This is a genomic window from Arthrobacter sp. Y3221160 (assembly GCF_059092585.1).
This window is the reverse complement of record NZ_JBNHHU010000001.1, coordinates 2,324,261-2,340,954: the sequence shown is the minus strand read 5'-3', so window position 1 is coordinate 2,340,954 and position 16,694 is coordinate 2,324,261. Positions and strand designations below refer to the sequence as shown.

17 protein-coding genes are annotated in these 16,694 nt (G+C 67.8%); 5 read left to right on the top strand and 12 right to left on the bottom strand.

The features are described from left to right. Positions 1 to 46: 46 nt before the first annotated feature. Complete coding sequence (locus AC5RWG_RS10955; RefSeq protein ID WP_494166900.1) at positions 47 to 1,435, bottom strand: MFS transporter; 1,389 nt, start codon at positions 1,433 to 1,435, stop codon at positions 47 to 49. A 159-nt stretch (positions 1,436 to 1,594) separates the two neighbouring features. On the opposite strand from AC5RWG_RS10955, the gene AC5RWG_RS10950 reads away from it, so the two are divergent. Beyond that, positions 1,595 to 2,518 carry a LysR family transcriptional regulator gene (locus AC5RWG_RS10950; protein ID WP_494166899.1) on the top strand — a complete coding sequence of 308 codons (924 nt, stop codon included), beginning with the start codon at positions 1,595 to 1,597 and terminating at the stop codon, positions 2,516 to 2,518. Positions 2,519 to 2,787: 269 nt separating this feature from the next. On the opposite strand, the gene AC5RWG_RS10945 is transcribed toward AC5RWG_RS10950, so the two are convergent. Genes AC5RWG_RS10945 through AC5RWG_RS10935 form a run of 3 tightly spaced genes read right to left on the bottom strand, consistent with a single transcriptional unit; the run spans position 2,788 to position 4,682 of the window. After that, entirely contained in the window at positions 2,788 to 3,645 is an 858-nt protein-coding gene (locus tag AC5RWG_RS10945; RefSeq protein ID WP_494166898.1) for a spermidine synthase, read from the bottom strand. A 3-nt stretch (positions 3,646 to 3,648) separates the two neighbouring features. Further along, complete coding sequence (locus AC5RWG_RS10940) at positions 3,649 to 4,356, bottom strand: O-methyltransferase (RefSeq protein ID WP_494001979.1); 708 nt, start codon at positions 4,354 to 4,356, stop codon at positions 3,649 to 3,651. Further along, positions 4,353 to 4,682 (bottom strand): thiamine-binding protein, encoded by a 330-nt coding sequence (locus tag AC5RWG_RS10935; RefSeq protein ID WP_494013342.1) that lies wholly within the window; start codon positions 4,680 to 4,682, stop codon positions 4,353 to 4,355. Before AC5RWG_RS10935 ends, AC5RWG_RS10940 begins: the two co-directional genes overlap by 4 nt. A 232-nt stretch (positions 4,683 to 4,914) precedes the next feature. On the opposite strand from AC5RWG_RS10935, the gene AC5RWG_RS10930 reads away from it, so the two are divergent. Further along, positions 4,915 to 5,865: a zinc-binding dehydrogenase gene (locus AC5RWG_RS10930; protein ID WP_494074952.1), complete on the top strand. Its 951-nt coding sequence runs from the start codon at positions 4,915 to 4,917 to the stop codon at positions 5,863 to 5,865. A gap of 283 nt (positions 5,866 to 6,148) precedes the next feature. Beyond that, complete coding sequence (locus AC5RWG_RS10925) at positions 6,149 to 6,832, top strand: DUF4352 domain-containing protein (protein WP_494166897.1); 684 nt, start codon at positions 6,149 to 6,151, stop codon at positions 6,830 to 6,832. A gap of 12 nt (positions 6,833 to 6,844) precedes the next feature. Here AC5RWG_RS10925 and AC5RWG_RS10920 read toward each other — a convergent pair whose 3' ends face one another. The 4 genes from AC5RWG_RS10920 to AC5RWG_RS10905 form a co-directional block, all read right to left on the bottom strand. After that, positions 6,845 to 7,156, bottom strand: a complete 312-nt coding sequence (locus AC5RWG_RS10920) for an AzlD domain-containing protein (RefSeq protein WP_494001976.1) — start codon at positions 7,154 to 7,156, stop codon at positions 6,845 to 6,847. After that, on the bottom strand, positions 7,153 to 7,962 hold the full coding sequence (locus AC5RWG_RS10915; protein ID WP_494109642.1) for an AzlC family ABC transporter permease: 810 nt from the start codon (positions 7,960 to 7,962) through the stop codon (positions 7,153 to 7,155). Before AC5RWG_RS10915 ends, AC5RWG_RS10920 begins: the two co-directional genes overlap by 4 nt. Positions 7,963 to 8,072: 110 nt before the next feature. Further along, entirely contained in the window at positions 8,073 to 10,358 is a 2,286-nt protein-coding gene (locus AC5RWG_RS10910; protein ID WP_494166896.1) for a glycoside hydrolase family 15 protein, read from the bottom strand. A 43-nt stretch (positions 10,359 to 10,401) separates the two neighbouring features. Then, a complete protein-coding gene (locus tag AC5RWG_RS10905; protein ID WP_494001973.1) occupies positions 10,402 to 11,268 on the bottom strand; it encodes a glycerophosphodiester phosphodiesterase family protein in 867 nt (288 codons plus the stop codon). A 256-nt stretch (positions 11,269 to 11,524) separates the two neighbouring features. Between AC5RWG_RS10905 and AC5RWG_RS10900 the strand changes: the two genes are divergently transcribed. Then, complete coding sequence (locus AC5RWG_RS10900; protein ID WP_494002340.1) at positions 11,525 to 12,730, top strand: DUF445 domain-containing protein; 1,206 nt, start codon at positions 11,525 to 11,527, stop codon at positions 12,728 to 12,730. Positions 12,731 to 12,839: 109 nt separating this feature from the next. Here the strand turns inward: AC5RWG_RS10900 and AC5RWG_RS10895 are convergent, their stop codons facing one another. The 4 genes from AC5RWG_RS10895 to AC5RWG_RS10880 form a co-directional block, all read right to left on the bottom strand. After that, positions 12,840 to 13,814, bottom strand: coding sequence for a 5-oxoprolinase subunit C family protein (locus AC5RWG_RS10895; RefSeq protein WP_494166895.1), 975 nt, complete (start codon positions 13,812 to 13,814; stop codon positions 12,840 to 12,842). Positions 13,815 to 13,817: 3 nt separating this feature from the next. Next, complete coding sequence (locus tag AC5RWG_RS10890) at positions 13,818 to 14,426, bottom strand: 5-oxoprolinase subunit B family protein (protein ID WP_494166894.1); 609 nt, start codon at positions 14,424 to 14,426, stop codon at positions 13,818 to 13,820. A 1-nt stretch (position 14,427) separates the two neighbouring features. Further along, on the bottom strand, positions 14,428 to 15,249 hold the full coding sequence (locus tag AC5RWG_RS10885; protein WP_494025743.1) for a LamB/YcsF family protein: 822 nt from the start codon (positions 15,247 to 15,249) through the stop codon (positions 14,428 to 14,430). 68 nt (positions 15,250 to 15,317) lie between these two features. Beyond that, complete coding sequence (locus AC5RWG_RS10880; RefSeq protein ID WP_494001970.1) at positions 15,318 to 16,253, bottom strand: hypothetical protein; 936 nt, start codon at positions 16,251 to 16,253, stop codon at positions 15,318 to 15,320. A gap of 176 nt (positions 16,254 to 16,429) precedes the next feature. Here AC5RWG_RS10880 and AC5RWG_RS10875 point away from each other — a divergent pair, with 176 nt between their 5' ends. Then, positions 16,430 to 16,678, top strand: coding sequence for a DUF6458 family protein (locus AC5RWG_RS10875; RefSeq protein ID WP_494001969.1), 249 nt, complete (start codon positions 16,430 to 16,432; stop codon positions 16,676 to 16,678). Positions 16,679 to 16,694 lie beyond the last annotated feature (16 nt).

The following is a 16,694-nucleotide window of genomic DNA, read 5'->3' as shown; positions in this document are numbered from 1 at the left end:
GGTACCGGTCCCTTCGGTTTTACTCGCTTGGCTTGCGCCGTCGGGCCTAGGGCTGGGCCCGCACTTCTGCTTCCGTGCGTGCCAGGTCGGCCCGGTCCAGGTCGCGCAGGGAGGCGCCCTTCGTTTCGCGGGTGAAGATCACCGCCACGACGGTGATGGCCGACGCGACCACCAGGTACAGGGCAACCGGCAGCCAGTGCTCGAAGTCCTTCAGCAGCGTGGAAGCGATGATGGGGGCGAGCGAACCGGCGAAGATCGACGTCACCTGGTAGCCCAGCGAGACACCGGAGTAGCGCATCCGGGTCGGGAACATCTCGGCCATGATGGCCGGCTGCCCCGCATACATCAGCCCGTGCACGGCAAGGCCCAGGAAGATCGCGGCCAGGATGATGATCGGGTTCTGCGTGTCGAACATCGGGAAGGCGACGAAGGCCCAGACCCCCGACAGCACGGCGCCGGCCATGTAGACCGGGCGGCGGCCAATGTTGTCCGACAGGCGCCCGTAGAACGGGATCACGACGAAGTGGAAGGCGTGCGCCAGGATCAGCAGGCCCAGCACCGTGGTGACGTCGAAGTCGTGCACGGTCTTCAGGTACGTGATGGAGAAGGCCACCACGATGTAGTAGATGATGTTCTCCGCCACGCGCAGCCCCATGGCGGTGAACACGCCGCGCGGGTACTTCTTCATCACTTCCACGACGCCGTAGGACGTGGACTTCACCTTGGCGGACTCGGCCTGGGCTTCCAGGAAGATCGGCGCCTCGGTGACCTTGGTGCGGATGTAGTAGCCGACGAGCACGATGACCGCAGAGAGCCAGAAGGCGACGCGCCAGCCCCAGGCCTGGAACTCGGCCTCGGAGAGGATGCCGGACATCACCCACAGCACTACCGTGGCCAGCATGTTGCCCATCGGCACGCCCGCCTGCGGCCAGGATGCCCAGAAGCCGCGCTTGGCTGCGGGGCTGTGCTCGGCCACCAGGAGGACCGCGCCGCCCCATTCGCCGCCGATGGCAAAGCCCTGGACGAACCGCAGCACCACCAGCAGGCCCGGCGCCCAATACCCGATCTGGTCGAACCCTGGCAGGCATCCCATCAGGAACGTGGCGGCACCGATAAGGATGATGCTCACCTGCAGCAGCTTCTTCCGGCCCAGCTTGTCACCGAAGTGGCCGAACACGATCCCGCCCAGCGGTCGGGCAATGAAGCCGACGGCGAACGTGACGAAGGCGGCGATGATCGCGTCCAGTTCGGTGCCCGCATTCGGGAAGAACAGGGCGCCGAACACCAGCGTGGCCGCGGTGGCATAGAGGAAGAACTCGTACCATTCCACGACCGTGCCGGCCATGGAAGCGGTGACGACCTTGCGCAGGACCGACGGCGGCGACTCGTGCGTCGCGCCGGATCCGGGTCCGGTGGGGGTAGCGTGGGCGCTCATCATTCTCCTTGCATGGCGTGCGGTTTAATGCGGCGTTCGCCGCCGGGACTCCCCCCGCACGCTGTGAGTGTGGTCACAATCAGACGTAGCCGAGTATTCCCCGCTCCCGCATGTGCATCAATGACAAACTTTGCAGGCATGGTCTGCAAAGATGCAGATATGCCTTCCGCGCCGCAGTCCGCCAAGCCGGACGACCTTATCATCCTCCTTGCCGTCGCCCGCACCGGCCGGTATACCGTGGCGGCCGAGAACCTGGGCCTGAACCACACCACCGTCTCGCGCCGCATCGCCGCCGTCGAAAAGGCCCTGGGCGGCCGCGTGTTCTCCGGGGCGCCGGGCGGCTGGGAGTTGACCGACCTGGGCCGCAAGGCGGCAGCGGTCGCCGAGCGGATCGAAGAATCGCTCACGGAGCTTGGCCGCACACCGGATCAGGCGGACCGGCTGGCCGGGGTGGTGCGGATGTCGGCCACCGACGGTTTCAGCGCGTTCGTCGCCGCCCCGGCGATCGCCCGCCTGCAGCAGCGCCATCCCAGGCTCAGCGTGGAGATCGTTACCGCCGCCCGCCGGGCCACGCAACACCGGCCGGGCCTGGACTTCGAAGTCGTTGTCGGGCGGCCGCAGGTGATCCGCGCGCGATCCATCCGGCTGGGCAACTATGTCCTGGGTCTCTACGGCTCCCGTGATTATCTGGGCGAACACGGAGTACCGGACAGCGTGCGCGTGGCCATGAACCACCCGTTGGTCTATTTCGTCGACTCCATGCTGCAGGTTGACGACCTCGACGCCCCGCGCCGTTTGCTGCCGGCGATGGCCACGGCCCTGGGTTCCACCAACGTGTTCGTCCACGTCGAGGCAACCCGTGCCGGTGCCGGCCTCGGCCTGTTGCCGTGCTTTATGGCCAACCGCCATCCGGACCTGGTCCGGATCCTGCCGGGGGATCTGGAGGAGCGGCTCGGTTACTGGCTGGTGGCGCGGCCTGAGTCGCTGCGGCAACCGGCGGTGGCGGCGGTCGTCGATGCGCTCAGGCGTGAGACCCGCAGCAGGGAAGCCGAGCTGATGGGGAAGGGGACCGGCATCCGGTGAAAGGATTAATGACCGAGATGCCGGGCACTGGACCTAACTTGGGGGGATTAGGTTCTCAGCACCCGGCATCCGGCGCCGGATCAAATCCGGCTGAGCAGACATAGCGCTCCAGCCACCATCCATAGTGTCGAAGCCGTTCTTTCCATGCCTGCCTCCGGAGAGCCAGCCGCAAGCGGCTCGCTCCCGGGCCTGGTACGGCCGCTGCACGGCCGTTCTTGTCCATCTTACAAACAAATTCCGGCCGAAGTCATAACGTTCCGGGAAAGGTCCTAATTGGCCGGCCGGTCTTGCCGGATCGCCGATCCTCTGCAAAACTTCTCCACTCTCGGCCCGTCCCACAGCTGTGCCGGCATGGCACCGTGCAGCAGCTCCCGGACGAGTCCGGGACCGGTTTCCAGCGGCTGGTCGCTGGCAGCGATGACCACGTTTCCGTGCCGGCGGCCCTTGAGCATCGGCGGGTCGGCGATGATCACCCGGTGCTCGAAAACCTCGCCGATGGTCGCCGCCTCCTCGCGGGCACCGATCAGCCGTGGCGTGTCGCCGCAGTTCACCAGGTAGACCCCGCCGGGTGAGAGGACTCGCCGCACCGCCCGGGTGAATTCCAGCGTGGTCAGTCCGTACGGGGTCTCGCTGCCGGAGAAGACGTCGCGGACCACCAGGTCCCGGCTGTCCTCGCTCAGTGATTCGGTGACCTCCCTTGCTTCACCCACCCGGATGCGCACCAACGGCGCACGCGGGATGTCGAACCACTGGCGCACGAGGTCGGCCAGCTTCGCGTCGATCTCGACCACTACCTGGCGCGCCTCCGGGTACGCGGCCGCCAGGTAGCGGGCCATCGAGCACGCCCCGCCGCCCAGGTGCAGGGCCCGAAGCTTGGCCCCGGGTCCCCAGTGGGATGCGATCAGCGCCGCCATCCAGCGCATGTATTCGAAGTCCAGCCGCAGCGGATCGCCGACCACCACGTGGGAGGACTGGACGCCGTTGATCTTGAGCAGCCAGCTGTCCGCCGAGTCGGGCTCGCGGAGCAGCTCGGCTGTCCCGGAGGAAATCTCATAGCGTCCCTCGGCCGGCCCGCCGGACGCCTCCGGCTCCCGTGCCGCCTCGGCACGGGTGCTTCGCCGCGCCATCGGCTACTTGACCAGCGCCAGCGCGAAGCCGTCCCAGCCCTTGCCGCCCACGGTCTGGATCGCCGTGGCGTCCAGGCGCGGGTCGGAGCCCAGCAGCGCCAGCGCATCCCGGGTGCCGCGGATGTCGCGGTCCTCCGCGCCGGCGTCGCCGCCGTCGGTCAGCACCTTGCCCGACCGGACCACGTTGTCCACCACGATAAGGCTGCCGGGACGAGTCAGCCGCAGGGCCCACTCCACGTAGTTCCGGTTGTTTTCCTTGTCCGCGTCGATAAACACAAGGTCGAACGGCCCGACGCCCGCTTCGGCCAGCCGCGGCAGGGTATCCAGTGCCGCGCCCACCCGGATGCTGACCTTGTCCGCGACGCCGGCTGCCTCCAGGTTCCGCTGCGCCACCTCGGCGTGCCGCGGTTCGTACTCGCAGCTGACCACTTCGCCGTCGTCCGGCAGTCCGCGGGCCAACCAGATGGTGCTGTACCCGCCCAGCGTGCCGATCTCCAGCACCTTGCGGGCACCGCGCAGCCGGGCCAGCAGCATCAGCAGCTTGCCTTGGGTTGCGCTCACCTCGATCGCCGGCAGGCCTTCTTGCGCGGCACCCTCCCTGGCTGCGACCTGGGACTGGTCCTCCCCCACCAAGGTGACGGTCAGGTAGTCTTCGACGGCGGTCCACGCCGCTTCCGGATCGACGTCCGGCAGGCCCGGCTGGACGGTCACTGCTGCTCCTGCTCGGCGATGGCAGCCTCCAGGCGGTCCACCTTGCCGCTGAGCTCGCCGTAGTATCCCGGACGAATGTCCGCCTTGAGCACCAGGGACACGCGCGATCCGTGACGGCCTACGGCCTCGGTGGCGCGCTTGATCACGTCCATTACCTCGTCCCACTCGCCCTCGATGGTGGTGAACATCGCGTCCGTGTGGTTCGGCAGCCCGGATTCGCGGACGATCCGGACGGCCTCGGCAACCGCGTCATGGACCGAGGCATCGTGGGGTGCGGGACCGGCGACGGGTACCCCGGAGGGTGCAACAGAGAAGGCTACAAGCATGGCTTCAGTCTTCCACAGCACCCGTGCCGGCGCACAGGTTCGGTGTCACCTGCCGCAACCACGGGGCCTTCTGCAGCACCGGACGTGACGGACTTTACATGCATTTGCATAAAAATTGCCGGGTTTCGGAGCTAGGCTGGACATGCGGGTTTCGCACCCGCACCGTTCCGCCGGTCCGTTCCACCGGTCGCCCGCGGAATGCCACCATCCGCGCCGAGCCACAGGAGACCCCATGAAAGCCTGGCAATTTACCAACACCCACGAGCCGCTTGAACTGAATGAGGTCGAGGAGCCGACCGCCGCACCCGGCGGCGTCGTCATCGACATCAAGTCGGCCGGGTTGTGCCACTCGGATGTCGGCATGCTTGAGGACGAGGGCTGGCTCTCGACGCTGGCCAAGCGCCCCATCACCCTCGGCCATGAGGTGGCCGGGGTCATCACCGAGGTCGGGGAAGGCGTCACCGACTGGAAGGTCGGCGACCGCGTGGGCTGCTGCCCCACGACTCCGGCCGGCGCTCCCGGCTACGCCTTCGACGGCGGCTTCTCCTTTAAGACTGCCATCGACCAGCAGGCTCTGGTCCGCATTCCGGACAACGTCAGCTTCGCCCAGGGTGCGGCCGGCACCGATGCCGGCATGACCAGCCACCACGCCGTCATCGCCAACGGCCAGGTCAAGGCCGGCGACAAGGTCGGCATCATCGGCTTCGGCGGCCTGGGCTCCATTGGCGCCCGCGTGGCCGTGTTGGCCGGCGCGGAGGTCTACGTCGCCGAGGTCAACGAGAAGATCTGGGACCAGGCCAAGGAGACCGGCGCCAAGGACGTGGCGAAGTCCATCGCCGAGTTCAAGGAGATCGGCCTGGACGTCGTCGTCGATTTTGCCGGCTTCGGCACAACCACCGCCGAGGCCATCGAGACGGTCCGCCGCGGCGGCCGCGTGGTCCAGGTCGGCATGGGCCGGCTGGAGTCGACCATCAGCACCAAGGCCCTGATTCTCTCCGAGGTCACCCTGGTCGGCTCGCAGGGCGGCACCCGCGATGACGTGCAGGGCGTCTACGATTACTTCGCCACCGGCAAGCTCACTCCGACCATCACCGAGATCACCTTCGAGGACATCCCCGAGGGCCTGGAGAAGCTGAAGAGGGGCGAAGTCGTCGGCCGGCTGGTCGCAAAGATCGCTGACTGACCCCTTACCGGATGATTGACGACGGCGGTGCGAACCGCCGTCGTCAACCTGCCTTAAGCCGCGGAATCCTGATGACACAGACATATGCTCAGAAACTGTGTACATGCGGTCTTGGCGCAAAATCAATTCGGTTTTCTGAGACAGCTCGTGTAAATCTGCACCCGTTGCCCAAATGCATGCCAAGGCTTTCAAAGGGACCCGCAGGCGCTTGAGGAACAGCAAGCCAGTGACTTCCTCGAAATTATCAAAAGACAGCAGACCGTGGTTGTCCCAGGCGTTCGATATGCTCATTGAGCACAAACACATACCTAGTTGGGGAACCATGAAACTCAAGCCTTGGATCGCTGTCGCCGCCGTCTTTTCACTCTCGGGTTGTGCCGGGGGATCCAATCCGACGCCAACCGTCACAGTGACAGAGACAGTTACCGCTGCCCCGGCCGCAGAGGACGTCCAAGCAGGGCCCACGGATGAAGCTGACGATACCGCCTCGGCTTCCACCGATGGGATATTCGGGACGGGAGAACCGGCATCCAACTTCGGCGTCGAGTTGATCGTCGACAAGGCATATCTGGCCAAAGACGTTCCCCTCAATAAGACCAACTACCAGCAAGGCAGCGGCTACGAGACGTACACAAACGAAAAACCAGCGAAGGGTGGGAAGTTCCTAGTCGTTGAAGCCACTGTGAAGAACATTGGAAAGAAATCGATGGATCTGACGTGTGGCTACCCTGTTGACATCAAGGCTGCTGATACCGAAGAACGGGCCTACGATACGATTCAGTCCCTCTACGAGTACAAAGGGAATCCCGAGTGCAACGCTCAACTTCAGCCCGGCTTTGAGGACGAGATGACTTACGTCTTTATGGCTCCCAAAAATGCTGAACTGACTGGATTGGTCTTTCGAGACCTCAACAACGATGACTACGGAGATTTCACTGCGATTAGGTTCGACAAGCCACTGACATAAAACGCCGCAGGGTTATCCCCAGCCGGCCAGGCGGAGCAGTGCTGCCGCGGCGGCGCCGGCGATGACCACCACCAGGAACGGGGCGCGCAGCAGCAGGGCGACCGCGGCGGCCAGCAGCGCCCCGACCCGGGCGTCGAACGCCAGGTGCTGGCCGGTGGAGAAGGCGTTGACGACGGTCAGCGACGCGAGCAGGCCGATGGTCATGGTGGCAGCGACCCGGGACATGCGCTGGTTCTTCATCCACCTGGCGGGCACCAGATAGCCGGCCAGCTTGGTGAGGTAGGAGATGACGCAGGCGGCCACTATCCAGATCCACAGGCTCATGGCGCCTCCCGTCCGTCCCCGCTGCCGGCCGGATCGTCGCGGCCCGCCGCCCGGCGCTCGGATGCGGCGAGCGTGTGGGACCCGTCGTGCTCGGAATACGGCTCGTCATAGGGCTCGATGTCCGGCGCCATCCCGGCGGGAATGGGTCGGTGGGTGAACCAGCCGATGGCGGCCGCGACCGCCGCCGCCACCAGGATGGGCACTCCGCTGGGCACGAACGGCACGGCCAGCAGCGTGGCCAGAGCACAGGCAACCGCAATGGCGGCCGGTTCCTTGCCTTTCAGCCTCGGCCACAGCAGAGCCAGGAACGCGGCAACGGCGGCTCCGTCCAGCCCCCACTGCCTCGGATCGCCCAACGCGTTGCCGGCCAACGCCCCCACCAGCGTGAATAGATTCCAGAGCAGGAATATACCCACACCGGCGGTCCAAAATCCACGCCGCTGCTCGCCGGCGTTGTCCTGGCCGGACGCCGTCGCGGTGGATTCGTCAATGGTCACGTGGGCGGCCAGCGGCCGCCACCAGCGGGACGGGGAGACGAGCGCGTTCATCTGCATGCCATAGATGCCGTTGCGGATGCCCAACAGGGCAGAAGCGGTCATCGCGGCCAGGCCGGTCCCGCCTCCGCCGATCACCCCGATGAACGCGAACTGGGAGCCGCCGCTGAACAGCAGCAGGCTCAGCGCCATGGTCTGCCAGAGGTCGAGCCCCGATGCCACCGACAAGGCGCCGAACGACACCCCGTACAGCCCGGTGGCGATGGAGATGGACAGCCCCACTTTCACGGCCGGGGACTGGAGAAACTTCACCCGTCTACAGTAGCCGGGAAGGCAGCGGCCCCGCCGCCGCCCCAACCGTGGATATCGCTGTGGAAACTGTGGAAACGGTCCGGGGAAACGGCTGCGGGAAGCGGCTGCGCCTACACCGCTTCCTGCGCGTGGCCGTTGATCGCGTCCGCCGCACGGATCAGCGCCAGGTGCGAGAACGCCTGCGGGAAGTTGCCGGCCATGCGTTTGTTCGCGGTGTCGTACTCCTCGGCCATCAGCCCCAGGTCGTTCGCGTAACCGACCAGCCGGTCCATCAGGTCGCGGGCGTCGCCGATGCGCCCGGAGCGGGCATACTGTTCCACCAGCCAGAAGCAACAGGCTAGGAACGGGTGCTCGCCCGGAGCCAGACCGTCCACCCCCGACTCGGTCCGGTAGCGCAGGATCAGTCCGTCCGCATCCACGAGTTCCCGCTCCAGGCGGGCGACGGTACCCAGCATCAGGTCGTCGTCGTACTTCACGAAGCCCACCTGCGGCAGCACCAGCAGCGATGCGTCCACCTCGGTAGTGTCGTAGCTCTGGGTGAAGGAGTTGATCTCCCGGTTGAAGCCATGCTCCATGATCTCTTCACGCAGCTTGTCCCGCAGCTGCGCCCAGTGCTCGGCTTCGCCGTCCAGGCCGTGCTCCTGCACCGCCCGCACGCCGCGGTCGAACGCCGCCCACATCATCACCCGCGAGTGGGTGAAGTACTTCCGTTCGCCCCGCATCTCCCAGATGCCCTGGTCCTTCTGGTCGAAGTGCTTCTCGATGTAGTGCAGCATGGCCTTCTGCAGCGGCCAGGAGAAGTGGTCCTCGGTGCCGCCCATGTTGCGCAGCTTCTCCAGCGCGACCATGACCTCGCCGATCACGTCCGCCTGGTACTGGCCCACCGCGACGTTTCCCACCCGCACCGGCGCCGACCCTTCATACCCGGGAAGGTGCGGGATGATCCGTTCCTCCAGGTCGCGTTCGCCGGCCACCCCGTACATGATCTGCAGGTCTTCCGGGTCTCCGGCCACCGCGCGCAGCAGCCAGTTGCGCCACTGCAGCGCCTCGTCTTCGTAGCCGTGGGTCATCATCGATTCGAGCGTCAGCGCGGCATCGCGGAGCCAGACGTAGCGGTAGTCCCAGTTCCGTTCCCCGCCGAAGGACTCCGGCAGCGAGGTAGTCGGCGCGGCGACGATCCCGCCGGTGGTCTCGTGCGTCATGGCGCGCAGCACCAGCAGGGAACGCTTGACGATGCCGTGGTAATCCCCCTGGGGAGGGAACCGTGAGCACCAGGTCTGCCAGTAGTCCACCGTTTCCGCCAGCGCGGTGTCGACGTCGATCGCCGGCGGCACCGTCCGGTGGGACGGGAACCAGCACAATTCGAAATCGACCGTCTCGCCGGCCTTAACCGTGAATTCGCCCTCGTGCCGGCGGTTCGCGGCGCGCGGCAGGCGCTCACCGTGCAGCACCAGCGCGTCCGGGCCGGCAATGGCGACGATCGATTCCCGGCCGGTGGCTTCGTCGTGCACGCGGTTCACCCACGGCACCACGTCCCCGTAGTGGAACCGCATGATCAGCTCCTGCCGGATGGTCATTTCGCCCGAAAGGCCCTCGACGCGGCGGACAAGTGACGCCCGGCGGTCGCCCACCGGCATGAACTCGGTCACCAGTGCCTCGCCGGTTTCGCTCTTCCAGCGGGTCTGCAGCACAAACGTCGACGGAACATAAGAGCGTTCAACGACAACGGCGGACGGCACCTCCGTTGCTTCTGCCGCCCCTGCTGCCCCTGCTGCGACCGGGGTGCCGGTGCGGACCCCTGCAGCCTCGGTTCCGGCCCGCGCCGTCTCAACGTCAACGCGGGGCAGGGTGTCCGTAAGGGTGGAGGAGCGCCCGGACGTCGACTCGGCGGACGTCGGACCGCCGGTGGAAGGCACGCGTACGCCGGTGGCAGCCACGGATACGCCCGCCTCGGTTGCACCGGTGGCGGCCGGGGATGCGCCGGCTTCGGCGGTGCCGGCCGCGTCGCCAAACTGTCCGGCTTCCCCGGCCCCCGGCTGCACTCCGGCAGTCTTTTTCGCCTCGTCCGTCGCAGACCGCCCGGGGTTCTCCGCAGCCGCCGAGACTGCTTCATCTTGTTCGCGCGTCGAGACCGGCGGCTGGCTGCGCTGGACTTCCAACGGGTCGTTGCTCAGGCCGCCGTGCACACCCGTCCCCATCGCTTCCCCGCTCTGCGGATGCGCACCGTCCGGCGCCAGCAGCCAGCGGCCGTGTCCGGGGTGCCCAAGAAGCGCACTGAAGACGCTGGGCGAGTCGAAGCGGGGAAGGCAGAGCCAGTCCATGCTCCCGGACCGGGACACCAGCGCTCCCGTATGCAGATCCGATATGAGTGCGTAGTCCTCAATTGGAGATGCCATCTCTCCACTCAATCACAACGGACCCGGTTACGGCAGCGGCTGTTCAGGCCGGTGCAGCCTGCAGCTGCCGGCGGACCGCGGCCGGCCGGTTGGTAGTGATTTCGCCGAAACCCAACTCGCGGCACAGTTCCACGTCCTGCGGATCGTCCACCGTCCAGACGCGGAACTGCGTGCCGGCGTCGAGCCAGCGCCGGACCAGCGGCAGATGCGAGCGCACGTAATCGATGCCGGGTCCGGCCCAGCCCACGCGGTGCGATTCGATCAGGCCTTCGCCTTCAGACAGCGCCCGTCGCAGCAGTACCGCAACGGCGCCGACGGTCAACTCGCCCATCAGCAGGCTGGCTTTGAGTTCTTCGGCGTCGATGTCATCCAGGAGTTGGCAGAGATACTGGCCCGGTATGTGGTCGGCCAAGTAGTTCACGGCGTCCGGGTGGAAGCTCATGAAGGACAGCTGGATGTTGTCCAGCCGGGAGGTTTCCGGGTCCCAGCCCTCCGCCATCAGGTACCTGAGCACCTCGTCCTCCAGCTCCTGCCCATACGGGCTGGGGTGCTTGAGCTCCACGGCCAGGCCCAGCGGCCGGCCGGCGTCGCGCATAAGATCCACCAGATCGTCCAGCGTCACCAGTTGGTCGGCGGTGCCGCCGTACTCGACCGGAATCGGCGTGCCCTTCCACGAACTGACATCCAGTTGCAGCAGTTCGTCCAGCGTGTGATCGGACACGTTGCCGGTGCCGGTGGAGGTGCGGTCCAGCGTGAAGTCGTGGAAACAGACCAGCCGGCGGTCTTTGGTCAGGTGAAGATCGCACTCGATCCCATCGGCGCCGTCGGCGATCGCCTGCAGGTAAGCGGCCCGCGTATTCTCCGCATACTGTTCACTGGAACCACGGTGGGCGTAGATCCTCTGGTGCATGAATTCACCGTACGCGATGACCGGACATACGGGCCCGCCGTAGGGTTGACTGGTGGGTGAACGAACGATGATCGTTCAGCAATTCGGTTTCGGAGGCAACATGGGCACTCAGACGGGCGGCGGCGTCGCACCTGACACGGCGGAAGGGCGGACGGTCGGCTACGCGGCGCACAACGCCCCCGAAAACCTCCCCGGGGGCGGAACTAGCCGGCTTGCCGTGCTGCCCGACAGCGTCCGTGCCGCAGGACTGCGGCGGATGAAACTGCTGGCCACGGGGTTGCTGCTGGTTCTGGCGGTGGTCTTCGTGGTGTCGTTCGCGCTGCAGGACCGCTACCCGTGGCTGAGCTATGTCCGGGCCGCGGCCGAGGGCGGAATGGTGGGTGCGCTTGCGGACTGGTTCGCCGTGACCGCACTCTTCAAACACCCGATGGGGCTGAAGATTCCGCACACCGCGATCATCCCGCGCCGCAAGGATCAGATCGGCGCCAGCCTGGGCCAGTTCGTGGAAGAGAATTTCCTGGCCGAGGACGTGGTCAAGGCCAAGATCGGGTCCCTTGGGATCACTGCCAAGGCCGGCCTCTGGCTGGAACGGCCGGAAAACACCGAACGGATTGCCCGCGAGGGCGCCACGGCCATCCGCGGAGCCTTGACGGTCCTCAATGACGAGGACGTGCAGGAACTGATTGAGTCGCTGGCCCGCAGGCATCTGATCGACCCACAGTGGGGACCGCCGCTGGGCCGGCTGGCCGAGCACGTGCTGCGCGACGGCCACCACCTGAAGCTGGTGGATCTGCTGCTGGACCGCGCCGCCGACTGGGTACTGGACAACCAGGACACGGTGGCGCGGCTGGTGTCCGACCGCTCACCGACCTGGGTCCCGCCGTTCCTGGATTCGCTGGTCGGCGACAAGGTGCATCTGGAGTTGTACAAGTTCATCATCGCGGTGCAGGCCGACCCGGATCATCCGATGCGCCAGCAGTTGGACGGGTACCTGAACTCCCTGGCGCAGGACCTGCAGCACGATCCCGAGATGATGGCCCGGGTGGAGGCCATCAAACACAACGCCCTGGGCGACCCCGAAGTGCGCTCCCTGGCGGCGCGCACGTGGGAGACGCTGAAAACCGCCCTGCTGGAGGCTGTGGAGGACCCCCAGAGCGGGTTGAGCCTGACGTTCAAGCGGGCGGTCGGAGACTTCGGCCACCGGTTGGCCACCGATGCGGAGCTGGCGGCCAAGATCGACGGCTGGATCGAGGAGGCCGCCGGGTATCTGGTCCGCACCTATCGCTCCCAGATTGCCGCCGTCATCACCGAAACGGTGGAGCGCTGGGATGCTCAGGAGACGTCGCGGAAGATCGAACTCCAGGTGGGCAGGGACCTGCAGTTCATCCGGATCAACGGCACCGTGGTCGGCTCCCTGGCCGGGCTGGCGATCTTCACGGTGGCCACCGCCGCCTTCGGTTAGCCGCGCGGCTGAGTGCCGCCCTATGGAGCATCCGCTCCAGTTCGTGACTGGTGCTCCGGTTTGAACCGGAGCACCAGTCACGAAACGGAGCGCAAGGACTACGTCGGGCCTAGCCCGCCCAGAGGAAGCGGATTCGTTGGCCGGGCCGGGCCTGGGCCAGCGCCGGGAGGTCGGCCGCTTCCACCACGGCCGGCACCGGATAGCCGCCGGTCACCGGATGGTCGGCCAGGAACACGGTGGGCAAGCCCGACGGCGGCACCTGCACCGCGCCGGTAACCATGCCTTCGCTGGGCAGTTCCCGGTCGACCGCACGCTGCAGCGGCCGGCCCAGCAGGCGCAGTCCGATCCGGTTGCTCTCGGGGCTGACCGCCCAATGGCCCAGCACCAGGCGCTGGCGGGCGTCGGCGGTAAACCAGTCCAGCCGCGGTCCGGGGCGGAGCCGCACGGTCACAACACTGGCGGGCGGCAGCGGCACCGGCGTCCAACGGGAATCGGCGGCGGACCGTCGGTGGGTGGCGGGTCCTCGGCCCCGGCCGGCGAGCGCGGCGGCGGGGTTCGAGCCGGTCCGTCCGGCCGGTGGAACAACCCCGGTCTCCACCATGTCCCCGTCCCGCAGCGGAGCCGGTCCCATGCCGGAGAGCAGGTCCGTGGCCGCCGATCCCATCAGGGTCTCGGCCACGATGCCGCCGGCCACCGCCAAGTAATACCTGAGCCCGGACGCGGCGGGGGCGATCTCCAGCCGCTGGCCGGCACGGACGCGGATGGGCCGGTAAAGATCCGGTTGGTCCATCCGCTGCCGGCCCGCGGACGCAGGCTCAGCCGCCGCGTTTCCCGGGCCCGTCACCGAGAGTTTGCCGGAGGCCCCGGCCACCGCCACCACCGTGTCGGCGTCGAACCGCAGCACAGCGCCGCCCAGCAGCAACTCCAGCCCCGCCGCGGTGTCAGGGTTTCCGACCAGGCGGTTGGCCATGCGCAGTGCCCGGGCGTCCAGTGCGCCGGACGGGCTCAGCCCGATCGCGGCGTGCCCCGGCCGGCCGAGGTCCTGCACCAGGAGTTGCGGCCCCGCCGTGACTACGGTGATCACCGGCTACACCGCCCTGAACCGCACGCGCGTTCCCGGCGCAATCAGTGCCGGCTGCTCCCGCGCGGCGTCCCACAGCCGCTCATCGGTCCTGCCGATCAGCTGCCAGCCGCCGGGCGACGCGAAGGGGTAGATGCCGGTGAATTCGCCCGCCAAACCCACCGCCCCGGCCGGCACCCGGGTCCGCGGTTCGGCCAGCCGCGGTACCTGCAGCGGGTTCCCGGGTGCCACCAGGTAGGCGAAGCCCGGCGCGAAGCCGGTGAAAGCGGCAATCCATTCGCACTGCTGGTGGCGCCGCACAACCTCCGCCTCGCTCACGCCCAGGATCCGCGCCACCGCCGGCAGGTCCTCCCCCGAGTAGTCCACCTCGACCGTGACCTCGTCCCCGGTGGTGCGTGCGCCGCCGTCGTGCGGCGGGGTCTGTTCCAGCCAGCGGCGGACGACGGCGGCGGCCGCCGGGTCGTCGAAGGTCGCCAGGATGGTGCGGGCCGCGGGAACCAGCTCCGTCACGCCTGGCAGCGGCGCAACCGAGAGTGCGCTGTAGTGCGCCAGGACGTCGTCGAGGGTGTCGAATTCGGCGAGCAGGGCGCCCGCGCCGAAGGGCAGGATCCGCACCCTACCGTCCTGTGGTGCGGGGCCCGGACGGAGAGGGAACGGCTGCCGCGCCGGCGGCGCGGGGATCCCCGGCGGCGGGCGGGCGGTGGCCGGCAGCGTTGCCGGCCGCACCCGTGAAGGGACGCAGCGGAATTCCGGCCGCGGCCAGCCGTTCCCGGACCAGCCGTGCCATCGCCACCGCGCCCGGGGTATCGCCGTGGACGCACAGCGAATCCGCTGCCGCGGCGCGGGCGAAGTTTACGGCCCGGTCGGCGATCTCCTCCAGGTCTTCCAGCAGGGCGCCGGGCTCGCCGCGCGGAATGAGCGTTCCGTCCGCCCGGTAGCCGCGGTCCACGAAAGCCTCCCGGAACACCGGCAGTCCGGCGGCGGCCGCCAGTTCGAGCGCCGCGGATCCGGGCAGCCCGAGGAGGGGAAGCCGCGGCTCGAAGGCGCCGATGGCTTCGACCACCGCCGCGGCCTGGCTGCGGTCGTGGACTATCCGGTTATAGAGCGCGCCGTGCGGTTTCACGTAGGCCACCCGCGCCCCCGCGCGCCTGGCGATCCGGTCGAGGGCTGCCAGTTGGTCAGCGACATCGGCGGTCAGGTCGGCCGCGGCGACCTCCAGGCTTCGGCGGCCAAACCCGGCCCGGTCCCGGTAGGAAACGTGCGCGCCCACCGCCACCCCGTGCTCCACGGCGCGGCGGCAGGCGGCCAGCATCGTCTCGTCGTCGCCGGCGTGGTAGCCGCAGGCGATGTTCGCGCTGGTGATCAGCGGAAACATCGCGGCGTCATCGCCCATCAGCCGACCGTCGACCGATTCTCCGAGATCGCTGTTCAGGTCGATCCCCGGCCGGCCCCCCGATTCAGCTCGGACCACATCGCCGGGGCCGGCAGGTCCGGTGCCGGATACCGTCACGGCCCGGTCCCGTCGTCGGGTCCGCCGGTGGAGCGGCTGCGGGCATCGCCGTCCTGGTCCCCGGACGCCTCGAGGGCCGGCGGCGCCGTCCGCCTGCGGCCGGGCAGCCTCTCCAGCATCCGGGCGGCGACCCGGCCGGGCACCGCGGGCAGCTCGCCCAGCCGGTACCGGTTGTCGGTCAGGTCCTCCACCAAGGACATCGGCAGCACCAGCGGCGGTTCCCCGAAGGCTGTCCTGGTGGCGTCGATGACGCGCCGGCCCATCACGTGGTTGCCGGCACCACCGACGGCCGCGCCGATGCCGAACGGGACCGCGCGGCCGAGCATCGCCGTCCCCTGCTTGGCCAGCAGTTTGGTCAGGAAGCGCTTCTTCAGGCTGTCCACCAGCGAGCTGACCATGCCGGAGGGCATGCTGCTGCCGACCGCGTTTCCCCAGGCCCGCGACGGGTTTCCGCCGCGCCCGCCGGCCTGCCCGGCGAACTCCTTGATCAGGGAGCTGCCCTCGTCGCCCATCAGGATGGCCATCACCATGGCCTGGGAGCGTTCGGGGTTCTCGGTATCGATGCCATGCAGTTCGGCGATGGACTGGGCGAACAGGGCGGTGGCTTCCAGGAAGCCCACGGTAGCCGCCGCGGAGAGGCCGAGTGCCGCCACCGTGCCCACGCCCGGCACGACGGCGGATGCCCCCACCGCCGCACCGCCGGTGGTCACCGCCGCCAGGTATTTCTTTTCCAACTTCGCGGCCAGCTCGGCCGGCGTCGCGTCCGGGTTCTTGCGCCGCAGCCGGTCCAAGTTGGCCAGCACCAGCGGCCGCTGGACGTCCAGCGCCTTCATGATGCCGGTCGTCACGCCGGGCTTTGGGTTGCCGTGCTTGTCGAAAGCCGCATCGGCGGCGACGCGCATGGCTGGGTTGATCTTTCGTCCTCTGGCCACAAACCCTCCTGGAGCAATCAGCACCGTGATGGTGTTCCGGCCTTAAGCGTAAGTCACGGGTTGCGGGACGTTCCCCAAAACACCAAGTATGCTGACAAAGCACCGCGTACTTCCTGTACGACGGCCGGACGCAGCGACTGCTGCGCCGGCCGCCCAACCTAAAGGAGTTGCTGGCTATGAGAATCGGATCATCAATTGCCTTGATTGCCATCGGCGCAATCCTGGCCTTCGCCGTTGCCGACGTCGTGGATTTCATCGACCTGACGCTGATCGGCTGGATCCTGATGGGTGTAGGCGTGCTCGGCCTGATCATCTCCATCATCATGGCCATGCCGCGCCGCGAGCACCGCGTGACGGAAAGCCGCCGCATCGAGGACCCGAACACGGGCGAAACCATCCGGCGGGACGAAACCCGCGGCCTCTAGGCCCACAGGCTGAGGC

What these genes read in the sequence shown, in the direction of transcription:
- AC5RWG_RS10955 (WP_494166900.1), bottom strand. Translation starts at nt 1,435, where the DNA reads ATGAGCGCCCACGCTACCCCCACCGGACCCGGATCCGGCGCGACGCAC.
- AC5RWG_RS10950 (WP_494166899.1), top strand. Translation starts at nt 1,595, where the DNA reads ATGCCTTCCGCGCCGCAGTCCGCCAAGCCGGACGACCTTATCATCCTC.
- AC5RWG_RS10945 (WP_494166898.1), bottom strand. Translation starts at nt 3,645, where the DNA reads ATGGCGCGGCGAAGCACCCGTGCCGAGGCGGCACGGGAGCCGGAGGCG.
- AC5RWG_RS10935 (WP_494013342.1), bottom strand. Translation starts at nt 4,682, where the DNA reads ATGCTTGTAGCCTTCTCTGTTGCACCCTCCGGGGTACCCGTCGCCGGT.
- AC5RWG_RS10930 (WP_494074952.1), top strand. Translation starts at nt 4,915, where the DNA reads ATGAAAGCCTGGCAATTTACCAACACCCACGAGCCGCTTGAACTGAAT.
- AC5RWG_RS10925 (WP_494166897.1), top strand. Translation starts at nt 6,149, where the DNA reads ATGCTCATTGAGCACAAACACATACCTAGTTGGGGAACCATGAAACTC.
- AC5RWG_RS10920 (WP_494001976.1), bottom strand. Translation starts at nt 7,156, where the DNA reads ATGAGCCTGTGGATCTGGATAGTGGCCGCCTGCGTCATCTCCTACCTC.
- AC5RWG_RS10910 (WP_494166896.1), bottom strand. Translation starts at nt 10,358, where the DNA reads ATGGCATCTCCAATTGAGGACTACGCACTCATATCGGATCTGCATACG.
- AC5RWG_RS10905 (WP_494001973.1), bottom strand. Translation starts at nt 11,268, where the DNA reads ATGCACCAGAGGATCTACGCCCACCGTGGTTCCAGTGAACAGTATGCG.
- AC5RWG_RS10900 (WP_494002340.1), top strand. Translation starts at nt 11,525, where the DNA reads ATGAAACTGCTGGCCACGGGGTTGCTGCTGGTTCTGGCGGTGGTCTTC.
- AC5RWG_RS10875 (WP_494001969.1), top strand. Translation starts at nt 16,430, where the DNA reads ATGAGAATCGGATCATCAATTGCCTTGATTGCCATCGGCGCAATCCTG.